Annotated in this window: 19 protein-coding genes; 12 read left to right on the top strand and 7 right to left on the bottom strand. The window is 68.2% G+C overall.

The annotated features are described in order from the left end of the window. Positions 1-29: 29 nt before the first annotated feature. The 3 genes from choX to choV all read left to right on the top strand — a co-directional run bounded on the left by choX (position 30) and on the right by choV (position 3,029). Positions 30-959: a choline ABC transporter substrate-binding protein gene (choX, locus tag C5F44_RS09675; RefSeq protein WP_107673333.1), complete on the top strand. Its 930-nt coding sequence runs from the start codon at positions 30-32 to the stop codon at positions 957-959. A gap of 64 nt (positions 960-1,023) precedes the next feature. Then, complete coding sequence (locus C5F44_RS09670; protein ID WP_107673332.1) at positions 1,024-2,004, top strand: ABC transporter permease subunit; 981 nt, start codon at positions 1,024-1,026, stop codon at positions 2,002-2,004. Continuing rightward, positions 2,001-3,029, top strand: coding sequence for a choline ABC transporter ATP-binding protein (choV, locus tag C5F44_RS09665; protein ID WP_107673331.1), 1,029 nt, complete (start codon positions 2,001-2,003; stop codon positions 3,027-3,029). Before C5F44_RS09670 ends, choV begins: the two co-directional genes overlap by 4 nt. 36 nt (positions 3,030-3,065) lie before the next feature. Here choV and topA read toward each other — a convergent pair whose 3' ends face one another. Then, entirely contained in the window at positions 3,066-5,663 is a 2,598-nt protein-coding gene (gene topA / locus C5F44_RS09660; RefSeq protein ID WP_107673330.1) for a type I DNA topoisomerase, read from the bottom strand. Between the two features lie 86 nt (positions 5,664-5,749). Then, the gene (dprA, locus tag C5F44_RS09655) at positions 5,750-6,910 is read right to left on the bottom strand and encodes a DNA-processing protein DprA (protein WP_107673329.1); all 1,161 of its coding nucleotides are present in this window, start codon (positions 6,908-6,910) and stop codon (positions 5,750-5,752) included. A gap of 213 nt (positions 6,911-7,123) precedes the next feature. Between dprA and C5F44_RS09650 the strand changes: the two genes are divergently transcribed. From C5F44_RS09650 to C5F44_RS09630, 5 genes are all read left to right on the top strand, one after another. Then, positions 7,124-8,401, top strand: coding sequence for a 4-aminobutyrate--2-oxoglutarate transaminase (locus C5F44_RS09650; protein ID WP_107673328.1), 1,278 nt, complete (start codon positions 7,124-7,126; stop codon positions 8,399-8,401). Between the two features lie 95 nt (positions 8,402-8,496). Next, the gene (locus tag C5F44_RS09645; protein ID WP_107673327.1) at positions 8,497-8,760 is read left to right on the top strand and encodes a YMGG-like glycine zipper-containing protein; all 264 of its coding nucleotides are present in this window, start codon (positions 8,497-8,499) and stop codon (positions 8,758-8,760) included. A 190-nt stretch (positions 8,761-8,950) separates the two neighbouring features. Beyond that, a complete protein-coding gene (locus tag C5F44_RS09640) occupies positions 8,951-9,637 on the top strand; it encodes an energy-coupling factor ABC transporter ATP-binding protein (protein WP_107673326.1) in 687 nt (228 codons plus the stop codon). Continuing rightward, on the top strand, positions 9,612-10,208 hold the full coding sequence (locus C5F44_RS09635) for a CbiQ family ECF transporter T component (protein ID WP_107673325.1): 597 nt from the start codon (positions 9,612-9,614) through the stop codon (positions 10,206-10,208). The genes C5F44_RS09640 and C5F44_RS09635 overlap by 26 nt, the downstream gene beginning before the upstream one ends. Before the next feature lie 35 nt (positions 10,209-10,243). Next, on the top strand, positions 10,244-10,786 hold the full coding sequence (locus tag C5F44_RS09630) for a biotin transporter BioY (protein ID WP_107673324.1): 543 nt from the start codon (positions 10,244-10,246) through the stop codon (positions 10,784-10,786). Positions 10,787-10,853: 67 nt separating this feature from the next. Here the strand turns inward: C5F44_RS09630 and C5F44_RS09625 are convergent, their stop codons facing one another. The 3 genes from C5F44_RS09625 to metF form a co-directional block, all read right to left on the bottom strand. Next, complete coding sequence (locus C5F44_RS09625) at positions 10,854-11,624, bottom strand: aldolase/citrate lyase family protein (RefSeq protein WP_107673323.1); 771 nt, start codon at positions 11,622-11,624, stop codon at positions 10,854-10,856. Next, the gene (gene aroQ, locus C5F44_RS09620; RefSeq protein ID WP_107673322.1) at positions 11,621-12,061 is read right to left on the bottom strand and encodes a type II 3-dehydroquinate dehydratase; all 441 of its coding nucleotides are present in this window, start codon (positions 12,059-12,061) and stop codon (positions 11,621-11,623) included. Before aroQ ends, C5F44_RS09625 begins: the two co-directional genes overlap by 4 nt. Positions 12,062-12,198: 137 nt before the next feature. Continuing rightward, positions 12,199-13,068 (bottom strand): methylenetetrahydrofolate reductase [NAD(P)H], encoded by an 870-nt coding sequence (gene metF / locus C5F44_RS09615; RefSeq protein ID WP_107673321.1) that lies wholly within the window; start codon positions 13,066-13,068, stop codon positions 12,199-12,201. An 86-nt stretch (positions 13,069-13,154) separates the two neighbouring features. Here metF and C5F44_RS09610 point away from each other — a divergent pair, with 86 nt between their 5' ends. From C5F44_RS09610 to C5F44_RS09595, 4 genes are all read left to right on the top strand, one after another. Further along, on the top strand, positions 13,155-14,063 hold the full coding sequence (locus tag C5F44_RS09610) for a LysR family transcriptional regulator (protein WP_107673320.1): 909 nt from the start codon (positions 13,155-13,157) through the stop codon (positions 14,061-14,063). 350 nt (positions 14,064-14,413) lie between these two features. After that, positions 14,414-15,928, top strand: a complete 1,515-nt coding sequence (locus C5F44_RS09605; RefSeq protein WP_107673319.1) for an ATP-binding cassette domain-containing protein — start codon at positions 14,414-14,416, stop codon at positions 15,926-15,928. A gap of 398 nt (positions 15,929-16,326) precedes the next feature. Continuing rightward, positions 16,327-16,752 (top strand): L,D-transpeptidase, encoded by a 426-nt coding sequence (locus C5F44_RS09600; RefSeq protein ID WP_107673318.1) that lies wholly within the window; start codon positions 16,327-16,329, stop codon positions 16,750-16,752. A gap of 81 nt (positions 16,753-16,833) precedes the next feature. After that, the gene (locus C5F44_RS09595; RefSeq protein ID WP_107673317.1) at positions 16,834-17,625 is read left to right on the top strand and encodes an inositol monophosphatase family protein; all 792 of its coding nucleotides are present in this window, start codon (positions 16,834-16,836) and stop codon (positions 17,623-17,625) included. 3 nt (positions 17,626-17,628) lie between these two features. On the opposite strand, the gene C5F44_RS09590 is transcribed toward C5F44_RS09595, so the two are convergent. Further along, a complete protein-coding gene (locus C5F44_RS09590; RefSeq protein WP_107673316.1) occupies positions 17,629-18,369 on the bottom strand; it encodes a rhomboid family intramembrane serine protease in 741 nt (246 codons plus the stop codon). Between the two features lie 247 nt (positions 18,370-18,616). Beyond that, positions 18,617-21,783: bifunctional proline dehydrogenase/L-glutamate gamma-semialdehyde dehydrogenase PutA (putA, locus tag C5F44_RS09585; protein ID WP_107673315.1), on the bottom strand; the 3,167-nt coding region annotated here is incomplete at its 5' end.

The following is a 21,783-nucleotide window of genomic DNA, read 5'->3' as shown; positions in this document are numbered from 1 at the left end:
GTCAATCAACAATAACCCAGGGAGCCCACATGACCATCCGTTCTGCCCTTCTGACCAGCGCAGTGACCTTTGCATTGGCAGGCTCTGCCTTTGCGGAAGGCTGCGACAAGATCGTGTTCTCGGATGTCGGCTGGACCGACATCACCGCCACCACGGCCGCCACCACCCTGGTGCTGGACGCGCTTGGCTATGAAACCGAAATCAAGGTTCTGGCTGTTCCGGTCACCTATACCGGGCTGGCCGAAGGCGATGTCGATGTGTTCCTGGGCAACTGGATGCCCACGATGGAGGCCGACATTGCCCCCTACCGCGACGCGGGCACCGTGGACACCGTGCGCACCAACCTGGAAGGCGCCAAGTACACGCTGGCAACCAACGAGGCCGGCGCGACGCTTGGCATCAAGGATTTCAAGGACATCGCAGCGCACAAGGATGCGCTGGAAGGCAAGATCTACGGCATCGAGCCGGGCAATGACGGCAACCGCCTGATCAGCGACATGATCGCGAAAGGCCCCTTCGGACTGGACGGGTTCGAGGTGGTGGAAAGCAGCGAACAGGGGATGCTGGCCGAAGTGGCGAACAAGGATGGCGAGAGCAAGCCCATCGTCTTCCTCGGCTGGGAACCCCACCCGATGAACGCCAACTTCAAGATGACCTACCTGACCGGCGGGGATGATTACTTCGGCCCCAACTTCGGCGGCGCCATCGTGGCCACGAACACCCGCGCCGGCTATGTGAAGGAATGCCCGAACACCGGCAAACTCCTGCAAAACCTTGTCTTCTCGCTGCCCATGGAGAACGAGATCATGGGCGCGATCCTGAATGATGGGAAAGACCCGCGCGATGCGGCGAAGGCCTGGCTGGCGGCGAACCCCGCCGTCTGGGAACCGTGGCTGGACGGCGTGACCACCAAGGATGGTGGAGACGCCAAGGCCGCCGTCGCGGCGGCGCTGCAGTAATCGCCCTGGTATCCGGCCCCGATGCACACCGCATCGGGGCCTCTTTCCCTTGCGTGAGGACCGGATGGACTTTACCGCCTGGCAGATCCCCATCGGGCCATGGGCCAAAGCCCTGTTCGACTGGCTGAAACTGAATTTCAAGCCCACCTTCAAGGCCTTCGGCGATGCCACCAAGGGCGCCGTGGAAGGGCTGACCAACATTCTGCAAGCGCCGCCGCTTGACCTGCTGGCGGTGGTGGTGGCGGTGCTGGCCCTGTCGATCCTGCGCCGGTTCAAGCTGGCGGGATATGTCGGCGCGCTTGGGCTGGTGGCCGTGCTGGCGCTGCGCCAGGCGGGAATCGTGGTGCCCACGCTGCCCGCAAGCATAAGCCCGCTGGTGGTGGTGGCGCTGTTCATGGCGCTGACCTTCGTGATCCAGCGCCGCTGGCAACCCTGCGTGATCGTGGCACTTGGCTTCCTGTTCATCCTGAACCAGGGCTACTGGAAGGAAACCACGGAAACGCTGTCGCTGGCGGCCTTCGTCTGCGCGATCTGCATGGCCATCGGCGTGCCGGTCGGGGTGGCCGCTGCGCACCGCCCCCGGCTGTTTCAGGCCATGCAGCCGGTGCTGGACCTGATGCAGACCCTGCCCGCCCCGGTCTATCTGATTCCCTTCGTCATCCTGTTTTCCATCGGTGTGGTGCCGGCGCTGTTCGCCTCGATCATCTTCGTCGTCCCGGCCTCGATCCGGCTGACGCATCTGGGCGTTGCCTCGACCCCGATCGCGCTGAAAGAGGCGGCCACCGCCTTTGGCGCCACCCCGCGGCAACTGTTGTGGAAGGTCGAACTTCCCTGGGCGTTCCCGCAGATCATGGCGGGCTTGAACCAGACCATCATGCTGTCGCTGTCGATGGTCGTCATCTCGGCCTGGGTCGGGGCGGCGGGTCTTGGGGTGCCCGTGGTCAAGGCGCTGAACCAGGTGCGGCCCGATCTGGGCTTTGAGGCGGGCGCCGTGATCGTGGCGCTGGCCATCCTGCTGGACCGAATGTTGAGGGTCGAAAGATGACGCGCACCGCTGTTGAATTCGACAATGTTTCCATCGTTTTCGGCGATGCGCCCCATCTGGCGCTGCCGCTGATGGATCAGGGTCAGAGCCGGGGCGAGATCCAGACCGGCACCGGGCAGGTTCTGGGCGTGCACAACTGTTCGCTGACCGTGGCCGAGGGCGAGATCCTGGTGCTGATGGGGCTGTCCGGTTCGGGCAAGTCCACCCTTCTGCGCGGGGTGAACGCGCTGAACCCGGTGGTGCGGGGCGAGGTGCGGGTGAATGACGGCGACCGGATGGTTTCGGTCACCAAGGCCGATCCGGCAACGCTGCGGCGGCTGCGCGCGACGCGCATCGCCATGGTGTTCCAGCAATTCGGCCTGCTGCCCTGGCGCAGCGTGCGCGAAAACGTTGGTCTGGGGCTGGAACTGGCGGGCATCCCGCCGGCCGAACGCTTGCCCCGGGTGGACGCCCAGCTTGCGCTGGTGAACCTGACGCAATGGGCCGAACGCAAGGTGGGCGAGCTGTCGGGCGGGATGCAGCAGCGCGTGGGTCTGGCCCGCGCCTTCGTGACCGAAGCGCCGATCCTGCTGATGGATGAACCCTTCTCGGCGCTGGACCCGCTGATCCGTGCAAAGTTGCAGGACGAACTGCTGGACCTGCAGGCCAAACTGAAACGCACCATCATCTTCGTCAGCCACGATCTGGACGAAGCCTTCAAGATCGGCAACCGGATCGCGCTGCTGGAAGGGGGCCGTATCGTGCAATGCGGCACCGCACGCGAGATCATCGCCAACCCGGTCAGCGACTATGTGGCCGATTTCGTGGCCCATATGAACCCGCTGGGGGTGCTGACCGCCCGCGATGTGATGTCCGCCCCCGATGGCGAGGCTGGCCCCGAGGTTACGGCCGAAAGCCCGGTGAAGGTGGTGATGGAGGCGCTGCGGCAGGGCAGCGGAACGCTGGCCGTGGTCGAAAACGGTCAGCGCATCGGCAGCATCCGCGCGGCCGATGTGCTGGGCAAGCTGCTGAACCCGCAAGGTTAGAGTAAGGGCGGGGGCCGTGGCCCCTGCCCCTTGGCGTCAAGCCCCGGCCGCCTTCTTAGGGGCGGCCTTCTTCGCAGCCGGCTTCTTGACCGCCGTCTTCTTGGCGGCGGGCTTTTTCGCCGCCTTCGGGGCCGCCTTGGCGGCGGTCTTGCGGGCCGGCTTGCCGCCCCCTTTGGCCGCCTTTTCCGCGATCAGCGCCAGCGCCTCCTCCAGCGTCACCGCCTCGGGCGCCAGATCCTTGGGCAGGGTCGCGTTCACCTTGTCCCATTTGACGTAAGGCCCATATCGGCCCGGCATGACCTGCACTTCGCCGCCCGACGGGTGGTCGCCCAGCACCTTGAGCGGACCGGCCGCCGCCGCCCCGGCGCGGGGGCCACGGCTGCGCTTCTGGGCCAGCACTTCCACCGCCCGGTTCATGCCCAGGGTGAACACCTCTTCCACATCGGGCAGGTTGGCGTAGGTGGCACCATGTTTGACGAAGGGACCGAACCGGCCAATGGCCGTTTCCACCGGCTGGCCATCCTCGGGGTGGGCGCCCACCAGTCGCGGCAACGACAGCAGGGCCAGCGCGCGCTCCAGCGTCAGGCTGTCGGGCGACCAGCCCTTGGGCAGGCTTGAGCGATCCGGCTTCGGCTGCTCTGCCGTGGCCTCGCCCCGCTGGACATAGGGCCCGAAGCGGCCCGCGCGCAGGCTGATTTCATTGCCGTTTTCATCCTGCCCCAGAATCCGGCCGTCTGATGCCACGCTTTCGGAATCGCCCGCCAGGGGACGGGTGTAACGGCACTCCGGATAATTGCCGCAGCCGATGAAGGCGCCGCCGGACCGCGCGGTCTTCAGATGCAGTCGCCCGGTGCCGCAGGTGGGGCAGGCGCGCGGATCGCCGCCATCAGCCCGCGGCGGATAGAGATGCGGGCTGAGGAAATCGTCGATCTTGCCCAGAACCTCGCTGATGCGCAGATCGGCGGTTTCGGCCACGGCAGCCGAAAAGTCGCGCCAGAACCGGGCCAGCACATCCTTGTAGTCGCGCTCACCGGCGGACACGTCGTCCAGTTGCGTCTCAAGATCGGCGGTGAAGTCGTATTCCACATAGCGGTGGAAGAAGTTGGCCAGAAACGCCGTGACCAGCCGGCCCTTGTCTTCCGGGATCAGGCGGTTCTTGTCCTTGCGGACATATTCCCGGTCAACGATCGTGGTCAGGATCGAGGCATAGGTCGAGGGGCGGCCGATCCCCAGCTCTTCCATCCGCTTGACCAGCGTCGCCTCGGTATAGCGGGGCGGCGGCTGGGTGAAATGCTGCTCCGGCGCGACCGCACCCTTTTCGGCGGGCTCGCCCTGCATGATCTGCGGCAGACGGCCTTCGTCCTCGCCCTCATCATCGCGGCCCTGGTCATAGACCTTGAGATAACCGTCAAACAGCACGACCTGGCCGTTGGCCCGCAGGCCGACCTGACCGTCGGGACTGGTCACGTCAACCGCGGTGCGTTCCAGACGTGCGGCGGCCATCTGGCTGGCGATTGTGCGCTTCCAGATCAGATCATAAAGCCGGCGCTGGTCATCCTCGACCCGGATCTTTTCCGGCCCGAGGCCCATGTCGGTGGGCCGGATACATTCATGCGCTTCCTGCGCATTCTTGGCCTTGTTCTTGTACATGCGCGGGCTGTCGGGAACATAGGGCTTGCCGAAGCGTTTCTCGATCTCGCCCCGGGTGGCCATCACCGCCTCGGGCGCCATGTCGATGCCGTCAGTCCGCATGTAGGTGATATAGCCCGCCTCATACAGGCGCTGTGCCGCGTTCATGCACTGCTTGGCGCCCATGCCGTATTTGCGGCTGGCCTCTTGCTGCAGGGTCGAGGTCATGAAGGGCGGCCAGGGGTTGCGGGTGGCCGGCTTGGATTCCACCGCCGAAATCGCAAAGGTTCGGGAACTGATGGCCTGAACCGCCAGCTCCGCCGCAGTTGCGGTCGGAATGTCGAATTTCTGCAATTTCTTGCCGCCCAGGGTGACAAGGCCCGCCTCGAATTCCTGCCCGCGCGGGGTGCGGAACACGGCTTTCACCGTCCAGTATTCCTGCGACTTGAAGGCCTCGATCTCCATCTCGCGATCGACGATGAGGCGAAGGCAGACCGATTGCACCCGGCCCGCGCTGCGGGCGCCGGGCAGTTTGCGCCACAGCACCGGCGACAGGGTGAAGCCGACCAGATAGTCCAGCGCGCGGCGGGCCAGGTAGGCATCGACCAGCGCCTCATCCACCTCGCGCGGTTCCTTCATCGCCTTGGTCACCGCATCCTTGGTGATGGCGTTGAAGGTGACGCGAGAGACGGTCTTGCCCTTCTTGAGGCTGGATTTCAGCGCCTCTTTCAGGTGCCAGGAAATCGCCTCGCCCTCACGGTCAGGGTCGGTGGCCAGGATCAGCGTGTCGTCCGTCTTCAGCGCCTCGGCGATGGCCTTCACATGCTTGCGGCTTTCGGGCGCAACCTCCCAGGTCATGGCGAAACCGTCGTCCGGCGCGACCGATCCGTCCTTGGCCGGCAGGTCGCGGACATGTCCGTAAGAGGCGAGGACCGTGAAGTCGGGCCCAAGATATTTGTTGATCGTCTTGGCCTTGGCCGGAGATTCGACAACGACGACTGGCATGGAGCCCCTTTCGGATCGCCCTCAGAATGGCGCGGCAAATGTGGGCCTAGGGGACGGAATGTCAACCGGGGCAGACCTGACCCGCGTCAGAGCCGCGCCAGCAGCCCGCCGGGATGGCGCTGGATGCGCCCCTCCAGCTCCAGCGTCAGGATCTCGGGGGCCAGCCGCGCCGGGGGCAACGCCAGATCGCGGATCAACTGGTCTTCCGCCGTCGGGCTGGGGCCAAGCCGGGCCAGGATGCGGCTGTGCAACTCGGCCGCCTCGGCCAGCGGGCGCGACGGCGGCACCGGACCGGGCAGCGGCGGGGCGGACATGTCGGCCGGCACCTCGCCGGTTTCGTCGAATTGCGCGCCGATCTGGCCAAGCGCCTCAAGAATATCGGCCGGGCCGCGGACAAGGGTGGCGCCGTCGCGGATCAGCATGTTGCAGCCCGAGGCGCGGGCGTCGAACGGGTGGCCCGGCACCGCCATCACCTCGCGCCCCTGATCCAGCGCCATGCGGGCGGTGATCAGGCTGCCCGACCGGGCGGCCGCCTCGACCACCACAACGGCCTGCGCCAGCCCCGCGATGATGCGGTTGCGCTGCGGGAAATGCCGCGTCTGTGGCTGGGTGCCCATCGGCTGTTCGGACAGGCGGGCGCCTTTCAGGCGGATCTCTTCGGCCAGGGCGGTGTTTTCTTCGGGATAGATCACCTCAACCCCGCCGGCCTGAACCGCCAGCGTGCCGGTGGCCATGGCCGCCATATGCGCCTCGGAATCGATGCCGCGCGCCAGACCCGAAACCACGACATAGCCCGCCTGCCCCAGCCCTTCGGCCAGCCGCCGCGCCATGCGGATGCCCAGGGACGAGGCATTGCGGGCCCCCACCAACGCCACCATGGGCCGCGCCAGCAGACCCGCATCGCCCTGCAGCCACAGCACGGGCGGCGCGTCGGAGAGCGCCAGCAGCGACGCCGGGTAATCCGGCGCACCGTGGAACAGCGGCACCGCGCCGGCAAGCCGCCCTTCGGCCATTTCGGCGCGCGCCACTTCGATGGGACAGGTCCGGTAATCCGGCACCCCGGCGGCGCGGGCCACTTCGGGCAGCGCCGCAAGTGCGGCGCGGGCCGAGCCGTGTTCGGCCATCAGCCGGTGATAGGTGGCCGGGCCAACCCTGCGGGAACGAATGAGGCGAAGGCGATCCAGACGATCATCCTCCGTTCGGGGTGGGGTGGGGTGTGTGGGGTTCGAAATCCGACCGTCCGTCATGACCGCCTCGCCTCATTCGCGAGTCGGAGATTGGCCCGGGGATGGTTAATAGTGTGTGAACATGCCCGAGGAATATCTCCGGACTCTCGCCCCGCCGATCTGGCCCGACCGAAAGCGGGGATTTGGCCTTACCCCTGCGGATTGATGCGGGGGCGGAACTTTGATCAAATGGCCCCAAAGGGGTGGATGCCCCGCACAGCAGGAGTTGCACCGATGAAGAATGCAGATGTCGCCAAGCGCCGGGACGAGGCGGTCTCGCGCGGGGTGGGGATGACCACCCAGATCTATGCCGACCGCGCGCTGAACGCCGAGGTCTGGGATATCGAGGGCAACCGCTACATCGACTTTGCCGCCGGCATTGCCGTGGTTAACACCGGCCATTGCCACCCCAAGGTCATGGCCGCCGTGGCCGAACAGATGGGCCGCTTCACCCACACCTGCCACCAGGTGCTGCCCTATGAAAACTACATCCGCCTGGCCGAACGGCTGAACGAGAAGGTTCCGGGGAACTGGAAGAAGAAGACGATCTTCGCCACGACCGGCGCCGAGGCCGTTGAAAACGCGGTCAAGATTGCCCGCATCGCCACCGGCCGCAATGCCGTGATCGCCTTCGGCGGCGCCTTCCACGGCCGCACCTTCATGGGCATGACGCTGACCGGCAAGGTCGAACCCTACAAGAAGGGTTTTGGCCAGATGATGCCCGATGTCTATCATGTGCCTTTCCCGCAGGAGGTACATGGCGTCCCGACCGCCGTGGCGCTGGAGGGCATCCAGAAGCTGTTCAAGGCCGATGTCGACCCGGCCCGCGTGGCCGCGATCATCATGGAGCCGGTGCAGGGCGAAGGCGGCTTCTACCCCGCGCCGACCGATCTGGTGAAGGCCGTCCGCAAGCTGTGCGATGACCATGGCATCGTGATGATCGCCGACGAGGTGCAGACCGGCTTTGCCCGCACCGGCACCATGTTCGCGATGCAGGCCCATGGCGTGGCCGCCGACATCACCTGCATGGCCAAGGGTCTGGGCGGCGGCCTGCCCATCTCGGCCGTGACCGGGCGGGCCGACCTGATGGATGCCAGCCAGCCGGGCGGGCTTGGCGGCACCTATGCCGGCAACCCGCTGGGTGTGGCCGCAGCCAATGCCGTGCTGGACGTGATCGAGGAAGAAGACCTTTGCGCGCGGGCCAACGAACTGGGCAGCCGGCTGAAGCAGAAGCTGGAGGCCATCCGCGCCACCACGCCCGAGATCATGGACATCCGCGGCCCCGGCTTCATGGTTGCCGTGGAATTCGGCAAGCCGGGCAGCAAGGAGCCCGACGCCGGCTTCACCACCCGCGTCCGGCTTGAGGCGCTGAAGCGCGGGCTGATCCTGCTGACCTGCGGCGTTTACGGAAACGTGATCCGCTTCCTGGCCCCGATCACCATTCCCGAGGCGCATTTTGCCGAGGCAATGACTATCCTTGAGCAATCCGTCGCGGCTGCCCGCAACGGATGATTGACGGAGGCGGGCAAAGTGGCGGAACGTCAAAGGTACTTTGGCACCGAATCTTTGCCCGAAACCCGCCAAGCCAGTAATCCATAGAGGTAACCATGAAAGCGCTTCTTCTTGCTCTTCCCGTCGCCGCGCTGGCTCTCAGCGCCTGCACCACGACGCCGGAACAGAATACCATGCTGGGCGCCGTCGGCGGCGCCGCGGCTGGCTATGCCGTGTCGTCGGATTCCGACAAGACCAAGGGGGCGCTGGTTGGCGCGGCCGTCGGCGCTGTGGCCGGCACCTTCCTTGGCAAGACCAGCACGCCGGGCCAGTGCTACTATCGCAACTCGGCCGGCCAGACCTACATCGCGGCCTGCTGATCAGCCCCTTGCCCGGCCGGTTGCCAAGGCGCCCGGCCGGGCTTTCGTATTGACAGCGCGGGATGCGCGCCGTAGAAGGCAGGGCCATGCCTGATGGACCAGCCCCGTGACAGGAACGCCCCCTTCCCCCTTTGCACCGCACCCTGCGGCCCCGCCTGACGGCGGCATCCGGCTGGAGACCGGCCCGGTGATGCTGGGCGGCAAGACCATCCTGCACCCGCTGCGGCTGGATCTGACCGAACGGCGGATCGGGATCGTCGGCCGCAATGGCAGCGGCAAGACCACGCTTCTGCGGCTGATCGCCGGGCTGATCGCCCCGGCGTCCGGGCAGGTGCTGATCGACGGGATCGCCCCCTATACCGACCGCAAGGCCGCGCTGACCCGGATCGGCATCCTGTTCCAGAACCCCGATCACCAGATCCTGTTCCCAACGGTCGAGGAGGAGCTGGCCTTTGGCCTGCGCCAGCAGGGGCTTGCGCAAGCGCAAGCAATAGCGGCAGCACAAACCGCGCTGGCAGCCGAGGGCCGGGCGCATTGGGCCAAGGCCCCGGTCAGCACGCTGTCGGGCGGGCAGCGGCATTACCTTTGCCTTCTGGCTGTGCTGCTGATGCAGCCCGGCACCATTCTGCTGGATGAACCCTTTGCCGGGCTGGACCTGCCCACCATCGCGCGCCTGTCGCGGCGGCTGGCCGCCCTGCCCCAGCGGCTGATCACCATCAGCCATGATCCCGCCGCCGTTGGCACCTCCGACCGGGTGATCTGGCTTGAGGCGGGCCGGGTGCGGCAGGATGGCCCGCCCGCAACGGTGCTGCCGGCCTTCATCGCCGAAATGGCCCGGATCGGAGAGGCCGATGCTGACACTGACCTCGCCGGTTGAAACGCCGCTGCACCGCCTGCCCGCCGGGGCAAAGCTGGCCGCGCTGGCCGCGTTCACCGTGGTGCTGTTCTGGCTGAAATCGCCTGTGGCGCTGGCGCTGGCCCTTGGGGGCGTTGTGGCCCTGCATGTGCCATGGGGGGCCGCCTTCACCACCCATGCGGCGCGGATGTTGCGGCCACTTTGGCCCTTTGTCGCGGTGGTGGCGGCCTGGCACCTGTGGATCGGCGAGGCGGCCGCGGGCGCGGCGGTGATCCTGCGGATGGTCACGGCAGTGGCGGCGGCGAACCTGGTGACCATGACCACCCGGCTTTCCGACATGATCACCGTGCTGGAACGGCTGGCCGCGCCGCTGGCGCCCCTTCTGCCGCCCCGGCGGCTGGCGCTGGCCTTCGCGCTGGTGATCCGCTTCATTCCCACGCTGGCCGCGCGCATGGTCCAGATCACCGAGGCCTGGCGCGCCCGCAGCCCGCGGCGCCCCGGCTGGCGGGTGCTGGTCCCGGCCACGCTGGCCGCGCTGGACGATGCGGATCAGGCGGCAGAAGCCTTGCGTGCACGGGGCGGGGCAGAGTAACCCTGCTGCAGCGCAGAACAGGAGACCCCCTTCGCATGGAACGCAGCCTGACGCATATCGCCCTTTTCGCGGCCCTTGTGGCGATCCTTGGCCTTGTGCCGCAGATCACGCTGGCGACCGGCGTGCCGATCACCGCCCAGTCGCTGGGCATCATGCTCTGCGGCACCGTTCTGGGGGCCAGGCGCGGCGCGCTGGCGGTGCTGCTGTTCCTGGCGCTTGTCGCAACCGGCCTGCCGCTTCTGTCGGGCGGACGGGGCGGGCTTGGCGTCTTTGTCGGGCCGACCGTGGGCTTCCTGATCGGCTTCCCCATCGCGGCCTTCGTCATTGGCTGGCTGATGGAACGCACAACCCTGCCCGTCGGCCTGGCGGCCGGCGCGGCTTCGGCCATTGGCGGGATCGCGGTGCTGTATCTGTTCGGCATCGCCGGCATGTCGGTGATGCTGGACAAGACGCCCGCCGAAGCCGCGATGCTGACCGGCGCCTTCCTGCCGGGTGACGCGCTGAAGGTGGTTCTGGCCGGCTTCGTCACCCAGGCCATTGCCCGGATGCGCCCCGGCGCCCTGCTGTCGCGCGCCTGAGCCCGCAACTTGCCCTGTGCGTCTTGCCTCGGGGGCCGGACGCACAGGCGAACACAGCTTTTCCGGGCTACGCGCCCCGTCCGAACGCCTTGGCCAGATCGGACGCGGCCGCCCGCAGCAGGGCCATATCCACCCCGACGGCGGTGAAACTGGTGCCCAGTTCCAGACAGTGCCGGGCATAGGCCGGGTCCAGCGTCAGGATGCCGGCCGCCTTGCCGGTGGCGACGATCCGGCGGATCGCGTCGTCGATCGCGGCCACCACCTCGGGGTGGCGCGCATTGCCCGGATGGCCCATCGAAGCGGCAAGATCGGACGGCCCGATGAACAACCCGTCCACCCCGTCAACCGCGGCAATCGCCTCGATCTGCGCCAGGGCCTCGGCGGTTTCGACCTGCACCAGAAGGCACAACTCTTCCTCGGCGCGCTGGACGTAATCGGGGATCGCGCCATAGCGGCTGGCGCGGGTCATTCCCGACACGCCGCGCACCCCGCGCGGGGCATAGCGCATGGCGCGCACCGCCGCCTCGGCCTCGGCCGCCGACTGGACGTAAGGCAACAGCAGCGTCTGCGCGCCATGGTCCAGCAACCGCTTGATCAGCACGGTGTCATTGGTCTGCGGCCGCACCACCGCCGACACCGGATAGGCCGCCACCGCCTGCAACATGGCAAAGATGTCGGGGATGTCGGTCAGCGCATGTTCGGTGTCCAGCAGCACCCAGTCGAACCCGGCGCCGGCCAGCAGTTCGGCCACCACCGGGCCGGGGATGGTGTTCCAGATGCCGATCTGCGACCGCCCGTCCCGCAAGGCGCGCTTGAAGGCGTTGACCGGCAGGGTCATTTCAGCACCAGCGTTGCCATCCGGCGCAGGGCCAGCAGATAGCCCTCGGTGCCGAACCCGGCGATCACCCCGTCGGCGCGGGTTGACACATGGGAATGGTGGCGGAACGGTTCGCGCTTGTGGATATTCGAGATATGCACCTCAAGCACCGGGCCTTCAAAGGCGTTCAGCGCATCCAGGATCGCCACCGAGGTGTGCGAATAGGCGCCGGGATTGATGATGATCCCGGCCGAGGTTCCGCGCGCGGCCTGAATCCAGTCAACCAACTGGCCTTCGTGGTTGGATTGCAGGGCGCGGATGTTCAGGCCCAGATCCTCGGCCAGTTCGGCGGTGGCCGACACCACATCCTCCAGCGTCTCGCGGCCATAGATTTCGGGCTGGCGCTGACCCAGCAGGTTCAGGTTCGGCCCGTTCAACAGGGTGATCAGCTTCGGCATCGCGGCGTCCTTCCGACAGGTCGCCCGACCTTAGCCGATCGCGTCCGCAGGGCAAGCCCGGCAAAAAAGCGGCCCCCCGCCACAGGGGCAAAGGGGGCCGGACAGGGAGACGGGGACAAGCCTTCAACAGGCTGAAATCAGGCAACCTTTTCCAGAACGACCGGGGTCTGAATGCCAAGGGCGCGCACGACTTCGCGCGTCAGATGCGGGCGGTTCAGGGTGTAGAAATGGAGGTCTTCGACGCCGCCTTCGATCAGCCGGTCGCAGAGCGCGGTGCAATGGGCCAGCGCATACAACTCCTCGCGGCCGTCCTTGATGGCGCGGGTGAAGGCTTCGTCCAGCTTCTTCGGCACGCTGCCGCCGCAGCGGGTGGCGAATTTCTTCGCCCCGTCCCAACTGGTGATCGGCAGGATGCCGGGGATGATGGGGGCGGTGATGCCGACCTTGGCGCATTGATCGCGGAAGCGGAAGAAGGTGTCGGCTTCAAAGAAGAACTGGGTTATGGCGCTGGTCGCGCCAGCGTCGATCTTGCGCTTGAGGAAGTCCACGTCGGCGGCGGTGCCGGTGCTGTCGGGGTGCGGTTCGGGGTAGGCGCCGACACGGACCTTGAACTTTCCGGTGCGGGCCAGCGCCTCGACCAGTTCCACACTGGAGGCGAACCCTTCGGGATGCGGGGTGAACCGATCCGCGCCCTTGGGGGCATCGCCCCGCAGGGCGACGATCTCGGTCACGCCGGCATCGGCATAAGAGGCCGCGATTTCAAGGGTTTCGGCGCGGGTTGCCTGCACGCAGGTCAGATGCGCGGCGACGTTCAGGCCATAGTTGCGGTGGATGGTGGCCACCGCGTCATGTGTCAGCTTGCGGGTGGTGCCGCCGGCGCCATAGGTCACCGACACGAATTCCGGCCCCATCGGCGCCAGCGCCTGCACGGTTTCCCACAGCCGGAACGACGCATCCAGCGTCTGCGGCGGGAAGAACTCGAACGAGATGCGCGGGGCCTTGGGCATGGGTCTTCTCCTTGATTGCCCCCTTGTCGCAGATTCCCCGATGTGAGACCAATTCATAATCCGCAGCATGATTATGAGAGCCCTTCATGTACGTCGAGCTGAAGCACCTGCGAACCATCCGGGCCATCCATCAGGCGGGGGGGTTGGCGCGGGCGGCGGAGATGTTGAACACCACGCAATCGGCGTTGAGCCATCAGGTGGCGGGGCTGGAGGATCAGGCTGGGATGGAGCTGTTCGTGCGGCGGTCCAAGCCCTTGCGCCTGTCCGCCGCCGGGCACCGGATGTTGCGGGCGGCCGAGCGGGTTCTGCCCGAGATCGACGCGATGGAAGAGGAATTCCGCGCGCTGCGGTCGGGCAAGACGGGGCGGCTGCACATTGCCATCGAATGCCACGCCTGTTTCGACTGGCTGTTCCCGGTGCTGGAACTGTTCCGCCACGCCTGGCCCGAGGTGGATGTGGACATCCGCGCCGGGCTGGCCTTCGAGGCGCTGCCGGCCCTGCACCGTGAGGAGGTGGATCTGGTGATCAGCTCTGACCGGGTGCCGCCGCCGGGCATCGTGTTCAATCCGCTGTTCGACTATCACCCGACCTTTGTCGCCTCATCGCTTAACCCGCTGGCTGAAAAGGGTTTCATCGCGGCCGAGGATTTTCGCGACCAGGTGCTGATCACCTATCCGGTCAGCCGCGACAAGCTGGATGTGTTCACCGAACTGCTGACCCCGGCCAAGGTGGAACCCCGCGCCCAGCGCACCGCCGAACTGACGGCGGTGATCCTGATGCTGGTCGGTTCGAACCGGGGGGTGGCGGTGCTGCCCGACTGGGTGATGCGCGAGGTGAAGACCAGCGCCGACTATGTGACCCGCCCGCTGGGACCGGAGCCGGTGACGAAGCGGATGTATGCCGCGACCCGCGAGGAAGATGCGACGAAGCCGTTTGTGGCGCATTTCCTGCGGCTGGCGCGGAGTGAGCCGGTGAAGCTGCAACGGGGGTTCTAACCCCTTGGGAACGCAGCCTTAACGCGGCCGTTTCCCCAAACGGCCGCGTCTGCGGCACGTCTGCCTTGCGTATGATCCGCGTCGTGCAGGGGTGTTACCCTGCCACAGCGGGCGCGGCGTTAACCAGTTTGGGCGGCTCAGCCCCTTGACCGCGCCCGGCGGGCTGCCCAGACTGGGGGCATGGAACGGTTGATCAAGGTTGAACGCTGCCCCGGCCCTGTTTCCGCCCTGCGTGATGCGCAGGGCTGACCCGGACGGCATCGCAACCCTTTTGTGTGGCCCCTTCCGGTCTGCCTTGCAGTGAGCCTGCGCCCGATGGCGCCCCCCTGCCGCAGACCCGGAGCCGATCCATGAGCCTTCTTGCCGTCAAAGACCTGTCGCTGACCCTTGGCCAGCCGCTGTTCACCGATCTTTCGCTGACCCTTGCCCCCGGAGACCGGCTGGGGCTGGTGGCCGCCAACGGGCGGGGCAAGTCCTCGCTTCTGGCCTGCCTTGCCGGGCAGGCCGAGCCGACCACGGGCGAGATCACCCGGTCGCGCGGGCTGGTCATCCGGCTGGTGCCGCAGGAGGTGCCGGCGGAGCTGCTGGCGCTGACGCTGCGCGCGGCGGTGGCGGGCGGGCTGGCCGACCGCGACGAGGACTGGCGCGTCGATATCGCGCTGGACGATCTGGCGGTGCCGGGCGATCTGCGCGACCGGCCGCTGGCGGCGCTGTCGGGCGGCTGGCAGCGCAGCGCGCTGCTGGCGCGGGCGGCGGTGGCCGAGCCCGACCTTTACCTGATGGACGAGCCGACCAACCATCTGGACCTGTCGCGCATCGGGCTGTTGCAGGACTGGCTGGCCGCCCTGCCCCGCGAGACCGGCGTGATCCTGACCAGCCACGACCGCGCCTTTCTGGATGCGGTCACGACGCGGACGCTGTTCCTGCGCGAAAGCGCGTCGCGCGGCTTTGCCCTGCCCTATACCCGTGCGCGCGCCGCGCTGGACGAGGCCGATGCCGCCGATGCGCGGCGGTTCGAGAACGATCTGGCGCGGGCCGGGCAGTTGCGGCGGCAGGCGGCCAAGCTGAAGAACATCGGCATCAATTCGGGGTCGGATCTGCTGGTGGTAAAGACAAAGCAACTGACCGAGCGGGCCGAGAAGATCGAGGCGGCGGCGCGTCCGGCGGCGCGCGACCGCAGCGCCGGGGCGATCCGGCTGTCGGCCTCGGACGCCCATGCGCGGGCGCTGCTGACGCTGGACGAGGCCGAGGTGCGGGCGCCCGACGGGCGGCGTCTGTTCCGCAGCGGCAAGCTGTGGATCGGGCCGGGTGAGCGGGTGGTGCTGCTGGGGCCGAATGGCGCGGGCAAGACGCAACTGGTGCGGGCGGTTCTGGCGGCCCATGCGGCGCGCGAGACCGGCGGCGGGGCGATCCGGGCGGCGGCGGCGATGCGGCTGGGCCATTCCGACCAGATGCTGGCGCAATTGCCGCCGAAAGCCACGCCCTTTGCGCTGGTCAGCGCCCGGACCAGCGCCGATGCGGCGGCGCGCAGCCTGCTGGCGGGCGCGGGCATCCGGCCCGACTGGCAGGGGCGGCCGGTCTTGGCCCTGTCGGGCGGGCAGAAGGCGCGGCTGGCGCTGTTGCTGCTGCGGCTGGAGCGGCCGAACTTCTATCTGCTGGACGAGCCGACCAACCATCTGGACATCGAGGGCCAGGAGGCGCTGGAGGAAGAACTGCGGGCGCAGGGCGCGGCCTGCCTGCTGGTCAGCCACGACCGCGCCTTCATCCGCGCCACCGGCAGCCGGTTCTGGCAGATCACCGGCGGGCGGCTGGTCGAGGTGGAGGGACCGGAGGCGTTCTTCCGGGCGGAGGAGGCGCGGCGGTAGGGGGCTGCGGCGGCCAGTGCGTTTTCCCTGCCTACGGCTGACGGGGCGGAAAAGGGCGAGGCATTGCCTCGCCCCGCCCCCGCGCGAGGGGTCCGCCCGGAGACGGTGAACACGCCCCTGTCAGAGGCCAGCGCCCGACCTGGCGGGCGAGAAGCGCCCGCCGGGGGCGGGGCGGGCGCTGGCCGGGTGCATTGGCACCCGGCCCCGACCTTGGCAAAGGGCGGGACGTGGCGAAGGCGATGGCCTTCGCCAGATGGCCCTGCCAGCGCCCCACCCAGCCCCGCCCCCGGCACGGCGGGGATTCCCCACCCCGGCCCGGTGAGTTTTCCGTTGACCGGACGGGGTTGCGGGGAAATCCTGTCGGCATTGCAACAGGCATTTTTCGACCGGAGGCTGAGATGCGCAAAGTCGGCGCGGCGCTGATCCTGGGGCTGGCGCTTGCCATGGCCGGGCCTGCGCGGGCCGAACGGCTTGAGGTGCGGGTGTCGATCTCGCAGCAGAAGATGCTGGTCTATCACGAGGGGCGGCTGCTCTATGACTGGCCGGTCTCGACCGCGGGGCGCGGCAGCGTGACGCCCGCGGGCATCTACAAGCCCGAGTTCCTGTCGAAGAACCACCGCTCGCGCCGCTACAACAATGCGCCGATGCCCTTTGCCATCTTCTATGACGGCAATTATGCCATTCACGGCACCACCCATCTGAAGAAGCTGGGCCGCCCGGCCAGCCATGGCTGCGTGCGGCTGCACCCGGACAATGCGAAGATCCTGTTCCAGATGGTCAAATGGGAAGGGATGGACAACATGCGCATCTCGATCGTGCAGTAAGGCGGCCCGGACCGCGCCACGAGGCTTTCCTTTCCGCCCGATTGGGGCTAGGACGCCCGGCTGAAACGTCGGAGATGTGCCATGCAGGGCAGTGCCAACCTCAACCTCATGATCAAGGCCGCGCGCAAGGCGGGGCGTTCGCTGGTCAAGGACTTTCGCGAGGTGGAAAACCTGCAGGTCTCGGCCAAGGGACCGGGTGATTTCGTCACCAAGGCCGACCGCGAGGCGGAGCGGCTGATCAAGGAAGACCTGATGGGCGCCCGCCCCAGCTATGGCTGGCTGGGCGAGGAGACCGGCGAACAGGCGGGCGAAGACCCGACCCGGCGCTGGATCGTCGATCCGCTGGACGGGACCACCAACTTCCTGCACGGGATGCCGCATTGGGCGGTGTCGATCGCGCTGGAACACAAGGGCGAAATCGTCTCGGCGGTGGTGCATGACCCGGCCAAGGACGAAACCTTCTGGGCCGAAAAGGGCGCCGGCGCCTGGCTGAACGACAACCGCCGGCTGCGGGTGTCGGGTCGGCGGCAGATGTCGGAGGCGATCTTCGCCACCGGCGTGCCCTTCGGCGCGAAGAAGACGCTGCCGGCCACGCTGCAGGATCTGGCGCGGCTGATGCCGGCCTGCGCGGGCGTGCGGCGCTGGGGCGCGGCCGCGCTGGACCTGGCCTATGTTGCGGCGGGCCGCTACGAAGGCTACTGGGAGCGCGAGATCAACGCCTGGGACATGGCGGCGGGCCTGCTGCTGGTCAAGGAAGCCGGTGGCATGGTCTCGGGCCTGCGCGAGGGGCAGGAGCCGCTGGAGGCGGGCGCCGTGATCGCCGGGAACGAGGCGCTGTTCGAGAGCTTCCGCAAGACGCTCCGCGGCGAGTAAGCCTTACCGCCGCGGCACCCGCGGGATCGAGGATTTCGACAGACGGTAATCGGCGTCGGGATGCGGCGGGTGGCCGGCGGTCTGCTGCCAGAAGCCCGGCCCGCCCCGGCGCAGCCAGACCGGCAGGGTCAGCACGATGCCGGCGATGAAGCCGCCGACATGCGCCCAATAGGCGACGCCTCCACCATCCATCGGCGTGGCGAAGCCCGAGAAAAGCTGGATCGCCAGCCAGACGCCCAGGATCACCCAGGCCGGCAGGGCGATGATGCGGATGAAGACGACGATGATGAACAGCACATCGACCTTGGCGCGCGGGAACAGCAGCAGATAGCCCCCCATCACCCCGGCGATGGCGCCCGAGGCCCCCACCATGGGCACGCCCGATCCGGGATCGGGCGCGATCTGCAAGGCGGCGGCGGCCAGACCCGAGGCAAGGTAGAAGAGCAGGAAGCCGACGGGGCCCATCTCCTCTTCCAGATTGTCGCCGTAGATCCAGAGAAACAGCATGTTGCCGCCCAGGTGCATCCAGCCGCCATGCAGGAACATGTGGGTGACCAGCGTCACCATGCCGTCGCCCGACAGCACCCGCCCCGGCACCAGACCCCAGGTCATGTAGAAGCGTTGCAGATCCCATTCGCTGGCAGCGGGGTAATAGGCCAGGAACACCAGGATGTTCACCGCCATCAGCGCGATGGTGACATAGGGCGTGCGGCCGGACGGGTTGTGATCGCGGATCGGAAACATTGGGCGCGAGCCTTCCCGATCCGGGGCCGGCGGTCAATCCCCGCCGGCAAGGGCGGGGGCGCTGCCCCCGCACCCCCGGGGTATTTGGACCAAGTTGAAGGGGCAAGGGCCCGCCCTGATGTCATCTGTCCTGAAATATCCCCGCCGGAGGCAAGCCCCGCGCCGGTTGGGCCGCACCCTGCGCGGACCAGAGGCGAGAGAAACGGCGTGCGGCCGCGCTTGCGCGGCCGCTCCGGTGGGTAGGGCGTCAGTCGGCGGAGACTTCGGCCAGCAGGCGGGCGTTGCCGCCGGCGGCGGTGGTGTCGATGCAGACATGGCGTTCGATCAGCACATGCGCGCGGTCGGGGGTGCCGGTGACCAGCGGCAGGATCGGGCCGGGGCGGCTGGCCAGCGCCTGCGCGCGCGCCCGCGCGCCGGGTTCATCGCCCCACCAGAGCGCGCCCGAAAAGCCTTGCAGCCGGGCCAGCGCCTGCGGCGGCAGGCCGGGAGCTTCCACCGCCAGACCGCCCAGCGCGGTGACGGCGGCGGCCTGGGCACGGGCGGCCTCGGCCCCCGGGCCAAGGCAGAGGAAGGGCGCACGCGGGCTGTGGCGCAGGCGGTTCGATTCGCCGGTCGGCCCCGGCAGGTCTTCGGCCTGCAGTTCGGCCACGGGGGCCGGAACGGCGGCCAGACGGCGGGCGACCTCGGCCTCGGCCAGCGGGGCGCTGTCAGCGGCGGGGGCGGCCGCCGGGGCCGGGGCGGCGGTGAAGCGGGTCAGGTAGTCGGGGCCGCCGGCCTTGGGGCCGGTGCCCGAAAGACCTTCACCGCCGAAGGGCTGGCTGCCCACCACGGCGCCGATCTGGTTGCGGTTCACATAGGCGTTGCCGACGCGCAGCCGGTCCACCACCTGCTGCACCCGGTCGTCGATGCGGCTGTGCAGGCCGAAGGTCAGGCCGTAGCCGGTGGCGTTGATCTCGTCGATCACGCGGTCGATCTCGCCGGCGCGGAAGGTGGCGATATGCAGGACGGGGCCGAAGATTTCCCGCTCCATCGCCTTGATCGAGGGCACCGACAGGACGGCGGGCGCGACGAAGGTTCCGGTGGCGGGCACGGCGGTTTCCTTCAGCACCCGGCCCTGGCTGCGGGCGGCGGCGACATAGGCGGAAATGGCCGCCTGCGCCTCGGCATCAATGACGGGGCCGATGTCGGTGGACAGGTGCCAGGGATCGCCGGCGGCCAGATCGTCCATCGCGCCGAACAGCATCCGCTTGACGGTTTCGGCCACGTCTTCCTGCACATACAGGCAACGCAGCGCCGAGCAGCGCTGGCCGGCCGACTGGAAGCTGGAGGCGAGGATGTCGCGCACCGCCTGTTCCGGCAGGGCGGTGCTGTCCACCAGCATGGCGTTCAGCCCGCCGGTTTCGGCGATCAGCGGCGCGGCGGGATCAAGGTTGTCGGCCATGGCGCGGCGGATCAGTTGCGCGGTTTCGGTCGAGCCGGTGAAGGCCACCCCTTGCACCCGCGGATCGCGGGTCAACGCGGCGCCGACGCGGCCGTCGCCGGGCAGGAGTTGCAGCGCCGCGGCGGGCACCCCGGCCTGATGCAGCAGCCCCACCGCCAGCGCGGCGATCAGCGGCGTCTGTTCGGCGGGCTTGGCCAGCACGGCATTGCCGGCGGCCAGCGCGGCGGCGATCTGGCCGGTGAAGATGGCCAGCGGGAAGTTCCACGGGCTGATGCAGGCGAAGGTGCCGCGCGCGGGGGCGCGCAGCGCGGGCGCCCCGGCGGCGTAGTAGCGCAGGAAATCCACCGCCTCGCGCAGTTCGGACACGGCATCGGCCAGGGTCTTGCCGGCTTCGCGGGCAAGAAGGGCGAAGATCGGGCCGAAGTTTTCCTCATACAGATCGGCGGCGCGGGTCAGGATTTCGGCGCGGGTGGCGGCGGGGGCATCCCAGCGCCGGGCGGCGGCAAGGGCGGCGTCCACGTCTTCCGGCGCGGCGGTGGTGACATGGCCCACGGGCGCGCCGGTGGCCGGGTTGGCGACGGCCAGCCGGTCAGCCCCGCGTGCAGGCGCGGCGATGAGGGGGGTGGCCTCGAACAGCCGGTCCTGATGGGGGGCGCGGGCGGCGTCGATCGCGGCCAGATCGGCGGCATCGGTCAGATCCCAGCCCTTCGCGTTGCGGCGACCGGGGAAAAGCTGCGGCGCGGGCCGGACGGCGGGGTTTTCCAGCGGCGTGACCCGTTCCATATGGGTCAGCGGGCAGGCGGCGACTTCGGTCGCGGGCACCTCTTCGTTGACGATCTGGTTCACGAAGCTGGAGTTGGCGCCGTTTTCCAGCAGGCGGCGTACCAGATAGGCCAGCAGGTCGCGGTGTGCGCCGACGGGGGCATAGATGCGGCAGCGGGTGCCCCGGTCTGTCAGCACCAGATCATGCAGGCGTTCGCCCATGCCATGCAGGCGCTGGAATTCGAAATCGCGCAAGGGCGTGCCGGTTTCTTCGGCCATGTGCAGGATGGCGGCCACGGTATGGGCGTTGTGGCCGGCGAATTGCGGATAGATCCGATCGGTCATGCCCAGCAATTTGCGCGCATTGGCGATGTAGCTGACATCGGTCGCCTGCTTGCGGGTGAAGACGGGGAAGCTGGTCAGGCCCAGCACCTGCGCGCGCTTGATTTCGCTGTCCCAATAGGCGCCCTTGACCAGACGCACCATGATGCGGCGGTCAAGCCGCTGCGACAGGGCGTAAAGCCAGTCAAGCACGGCGCCGGCGCGGCGGCCATAGGCCTGCACCACGACACCGAAGCCGTCCCAGCCCTTGAGCGCCGGGTCGGCCAGGACGGCCTCGATCACCTCGAGCGAGAGCGACAGGCGGTCGGCCTCTTCGGCGTCGATGTTGAAGCCAAGGCCGGCGGTGCGGGCCAGCGTGGCCAGCGAACGCAGGCGGGGCACCAGTTCCTGCATGACCCGTTCGCGCTTGGCGATTTCATAGCGGGGGTGCAGGGCCGAGAGCTTGACCGAGATGCCGGGATTGTCGCGCAGGTCGGCGCTGTGGGCGGCGGCGGCGATGGCGGTGATCGCCTTGGAATAGGCCAGGTGGTAGCGGCGGGCGTCGGCCTCGGTGCGGGCGGCTTCGCCGAGCATGTCATAGCTGTAGGTATAGCCCTTGGATTCCAGATCGCGGGCGCGGTCCATGGCGCCTTCGATGGTTTCGCCCAGCACGAACTGGCGGCCCATTTCCTTCATCGCGCGGCCGACGGCGGTGCGGATGACGGGTTCGCCCAGGCGGCGGACGGCGGCGCGCAGGTGGCCGACGACGCCGGGTTCGCGGTCTTCCAGCACCTTGCCGGTCAGCATCAAGGCCCAGGTCGAGGCGTTGACCAGCGAAGAGGCCGAGCGGCCCAGATGGCGGCCCCAGTCGGAGGGGGCGAGTCTTGTCC

Source organism: Fuscovulum blasticum DSM 2131 (assembly GCF_003034965.1).
GTDB classification, from domain to species: domain Bacteria; phylum Pseudomonadota; class Alphaproteobacteria; order Rhodobacterales; family Rhodobacteraceae; genus Pseudogemmobacter; species Pseudogemmobacter blasticus.
Note: the sequence above shows the minus strand (reverse complement) of the source record. Positions and strands in the feature narration are given on the sequence as shown.

Excerpts from the sequence above, each read along its gene's own strand:
- choX (WP_107673333.1), top strand. The coding sequence starts at position 30 with ATGACCATCCGTTCTGCCCTTCTGACCAGCGCAGTGACCTTTGCATTG.
- C5F44_RS09670 (WP_107673332.1), top strand. The coding sequence starts at position 1,024 with ATGGACTTTACCGCCTGGCAGATCCCCATCGGGCCATGGGCCAAAGCC.
- dprA (WP_107673329.1), bottom strand. The coding sequence starts at position 6,910 with ATGACGGACGGTCGGATTTCGAACCCCACACACCCCACCCCACCCCGA.
- C5F44_RS09610 (WP_107673320.1), top strand. The coding sequence starts at position 13,155 with ATGTACGTCGAGCTGAAGCACCTGCGAACCATCCGGGCCATCCATCAG.
- C5F44_RS09640 (WP_107673326.1), top strand. The coding sequence starts at position 8,951 with ATGCTGGGCGGCAAGACCATCCTGCACCCGCTGCGGCTGGATCTGACC.
- C5F44_RS09630 (WP_107673324.1), top strand. The coding sequence starts at position 10,244 with ATGGAACGCAGCCTGACGCATATCGCCCTTTTCGCGGCCCTTGTGGCG.
- C5F44_RS09645 (WP_107673327.1), top strand. The coding sequence starts at position 8,497 with ATGAAAGCGCTTCTTCTTGCTCTTCCCGTCGCCGCGCTGGCTCTCAGC.
- C5F44_RS09650 (WP_107673328.1), top strand. The coding sequence starts at position 7,124 with ATGAAGAATGCAGATGTCGCCAAGCGCCGGGACGAGGCGGTCTCGCGC.
- topA (WP_107673330.1), bottom strand. The coding sequence starts at position 5,663 with ATGCCAGTCGTCGTTGTCGAATCTCCGGCCAAGGCCAAGACGATCAAC.
- C5F44_RS09600 (WP_107673318.1), top strand. The coding sequence starts at position 16,327 with ATGCGCAAAGTCGGCGCGGCGCTGATCCTGGGGCTGGCGCTTGCCATG.
- C5F44_RS09595 (WP_107673317.1), top strand. The coding sequence starts at position 16,834 with ATGCAGGGCAGTGCCAACCTCAACCTCATGATCAAGGCCGCGCGCAAG.
- choV (WP_107673331.1), top strand. The coding sequence starts at position 2,001 with ATGACGCGCACCGCTGTTGAATTCGACAATGTTTCCATCGTTTTCGGC.
- C5F44_RS09635 (WP_107673325.1), top strand. The coding sequence starts at position 9,612 with ATGCTGACACTGACCTCGCCGGTTGAAACGCCGCTGCACCGCCTGCCC.
- C5F44_RS09625 (WP_107673323.1), bottom strand. The coding sequence starts at position 11,624 with ATGACCCTGCCGGTCAACGCCTTCAAGCGCGCCTTGCGGGACGGGCGG.
- C5F44_RS09605 (WP_107673319.1), top strand. The coding sequence starts at position 14,414 with ATGAGCCTTCTTGCCGTCAAAGACCTGTCGCTGACCCTTGGCCAGCCG.
- metF (WP_107673321.1), bottom strand. The coding sequence starts at position 13,068 with ATGCCCAAGGCCCCGCGCATCTCGTTCGAGTTCTTCCCGCCGCAGACG.
- C5F44_RS09590 (WP_107673316.1), bottom strand. The coding sequence starts at position 18,369 with ATGTTTCCGATCCGCGATCACAACCCGTCCGGCCGCACGCCCTATGTC.
- aroQ (WP_107673322.1), bottom strand. The coding sequence starts at position 12,061 with ATGCCGAAGCTGATCACCCTGTTGAACGGGCCGAACCTGAACCTGCTG.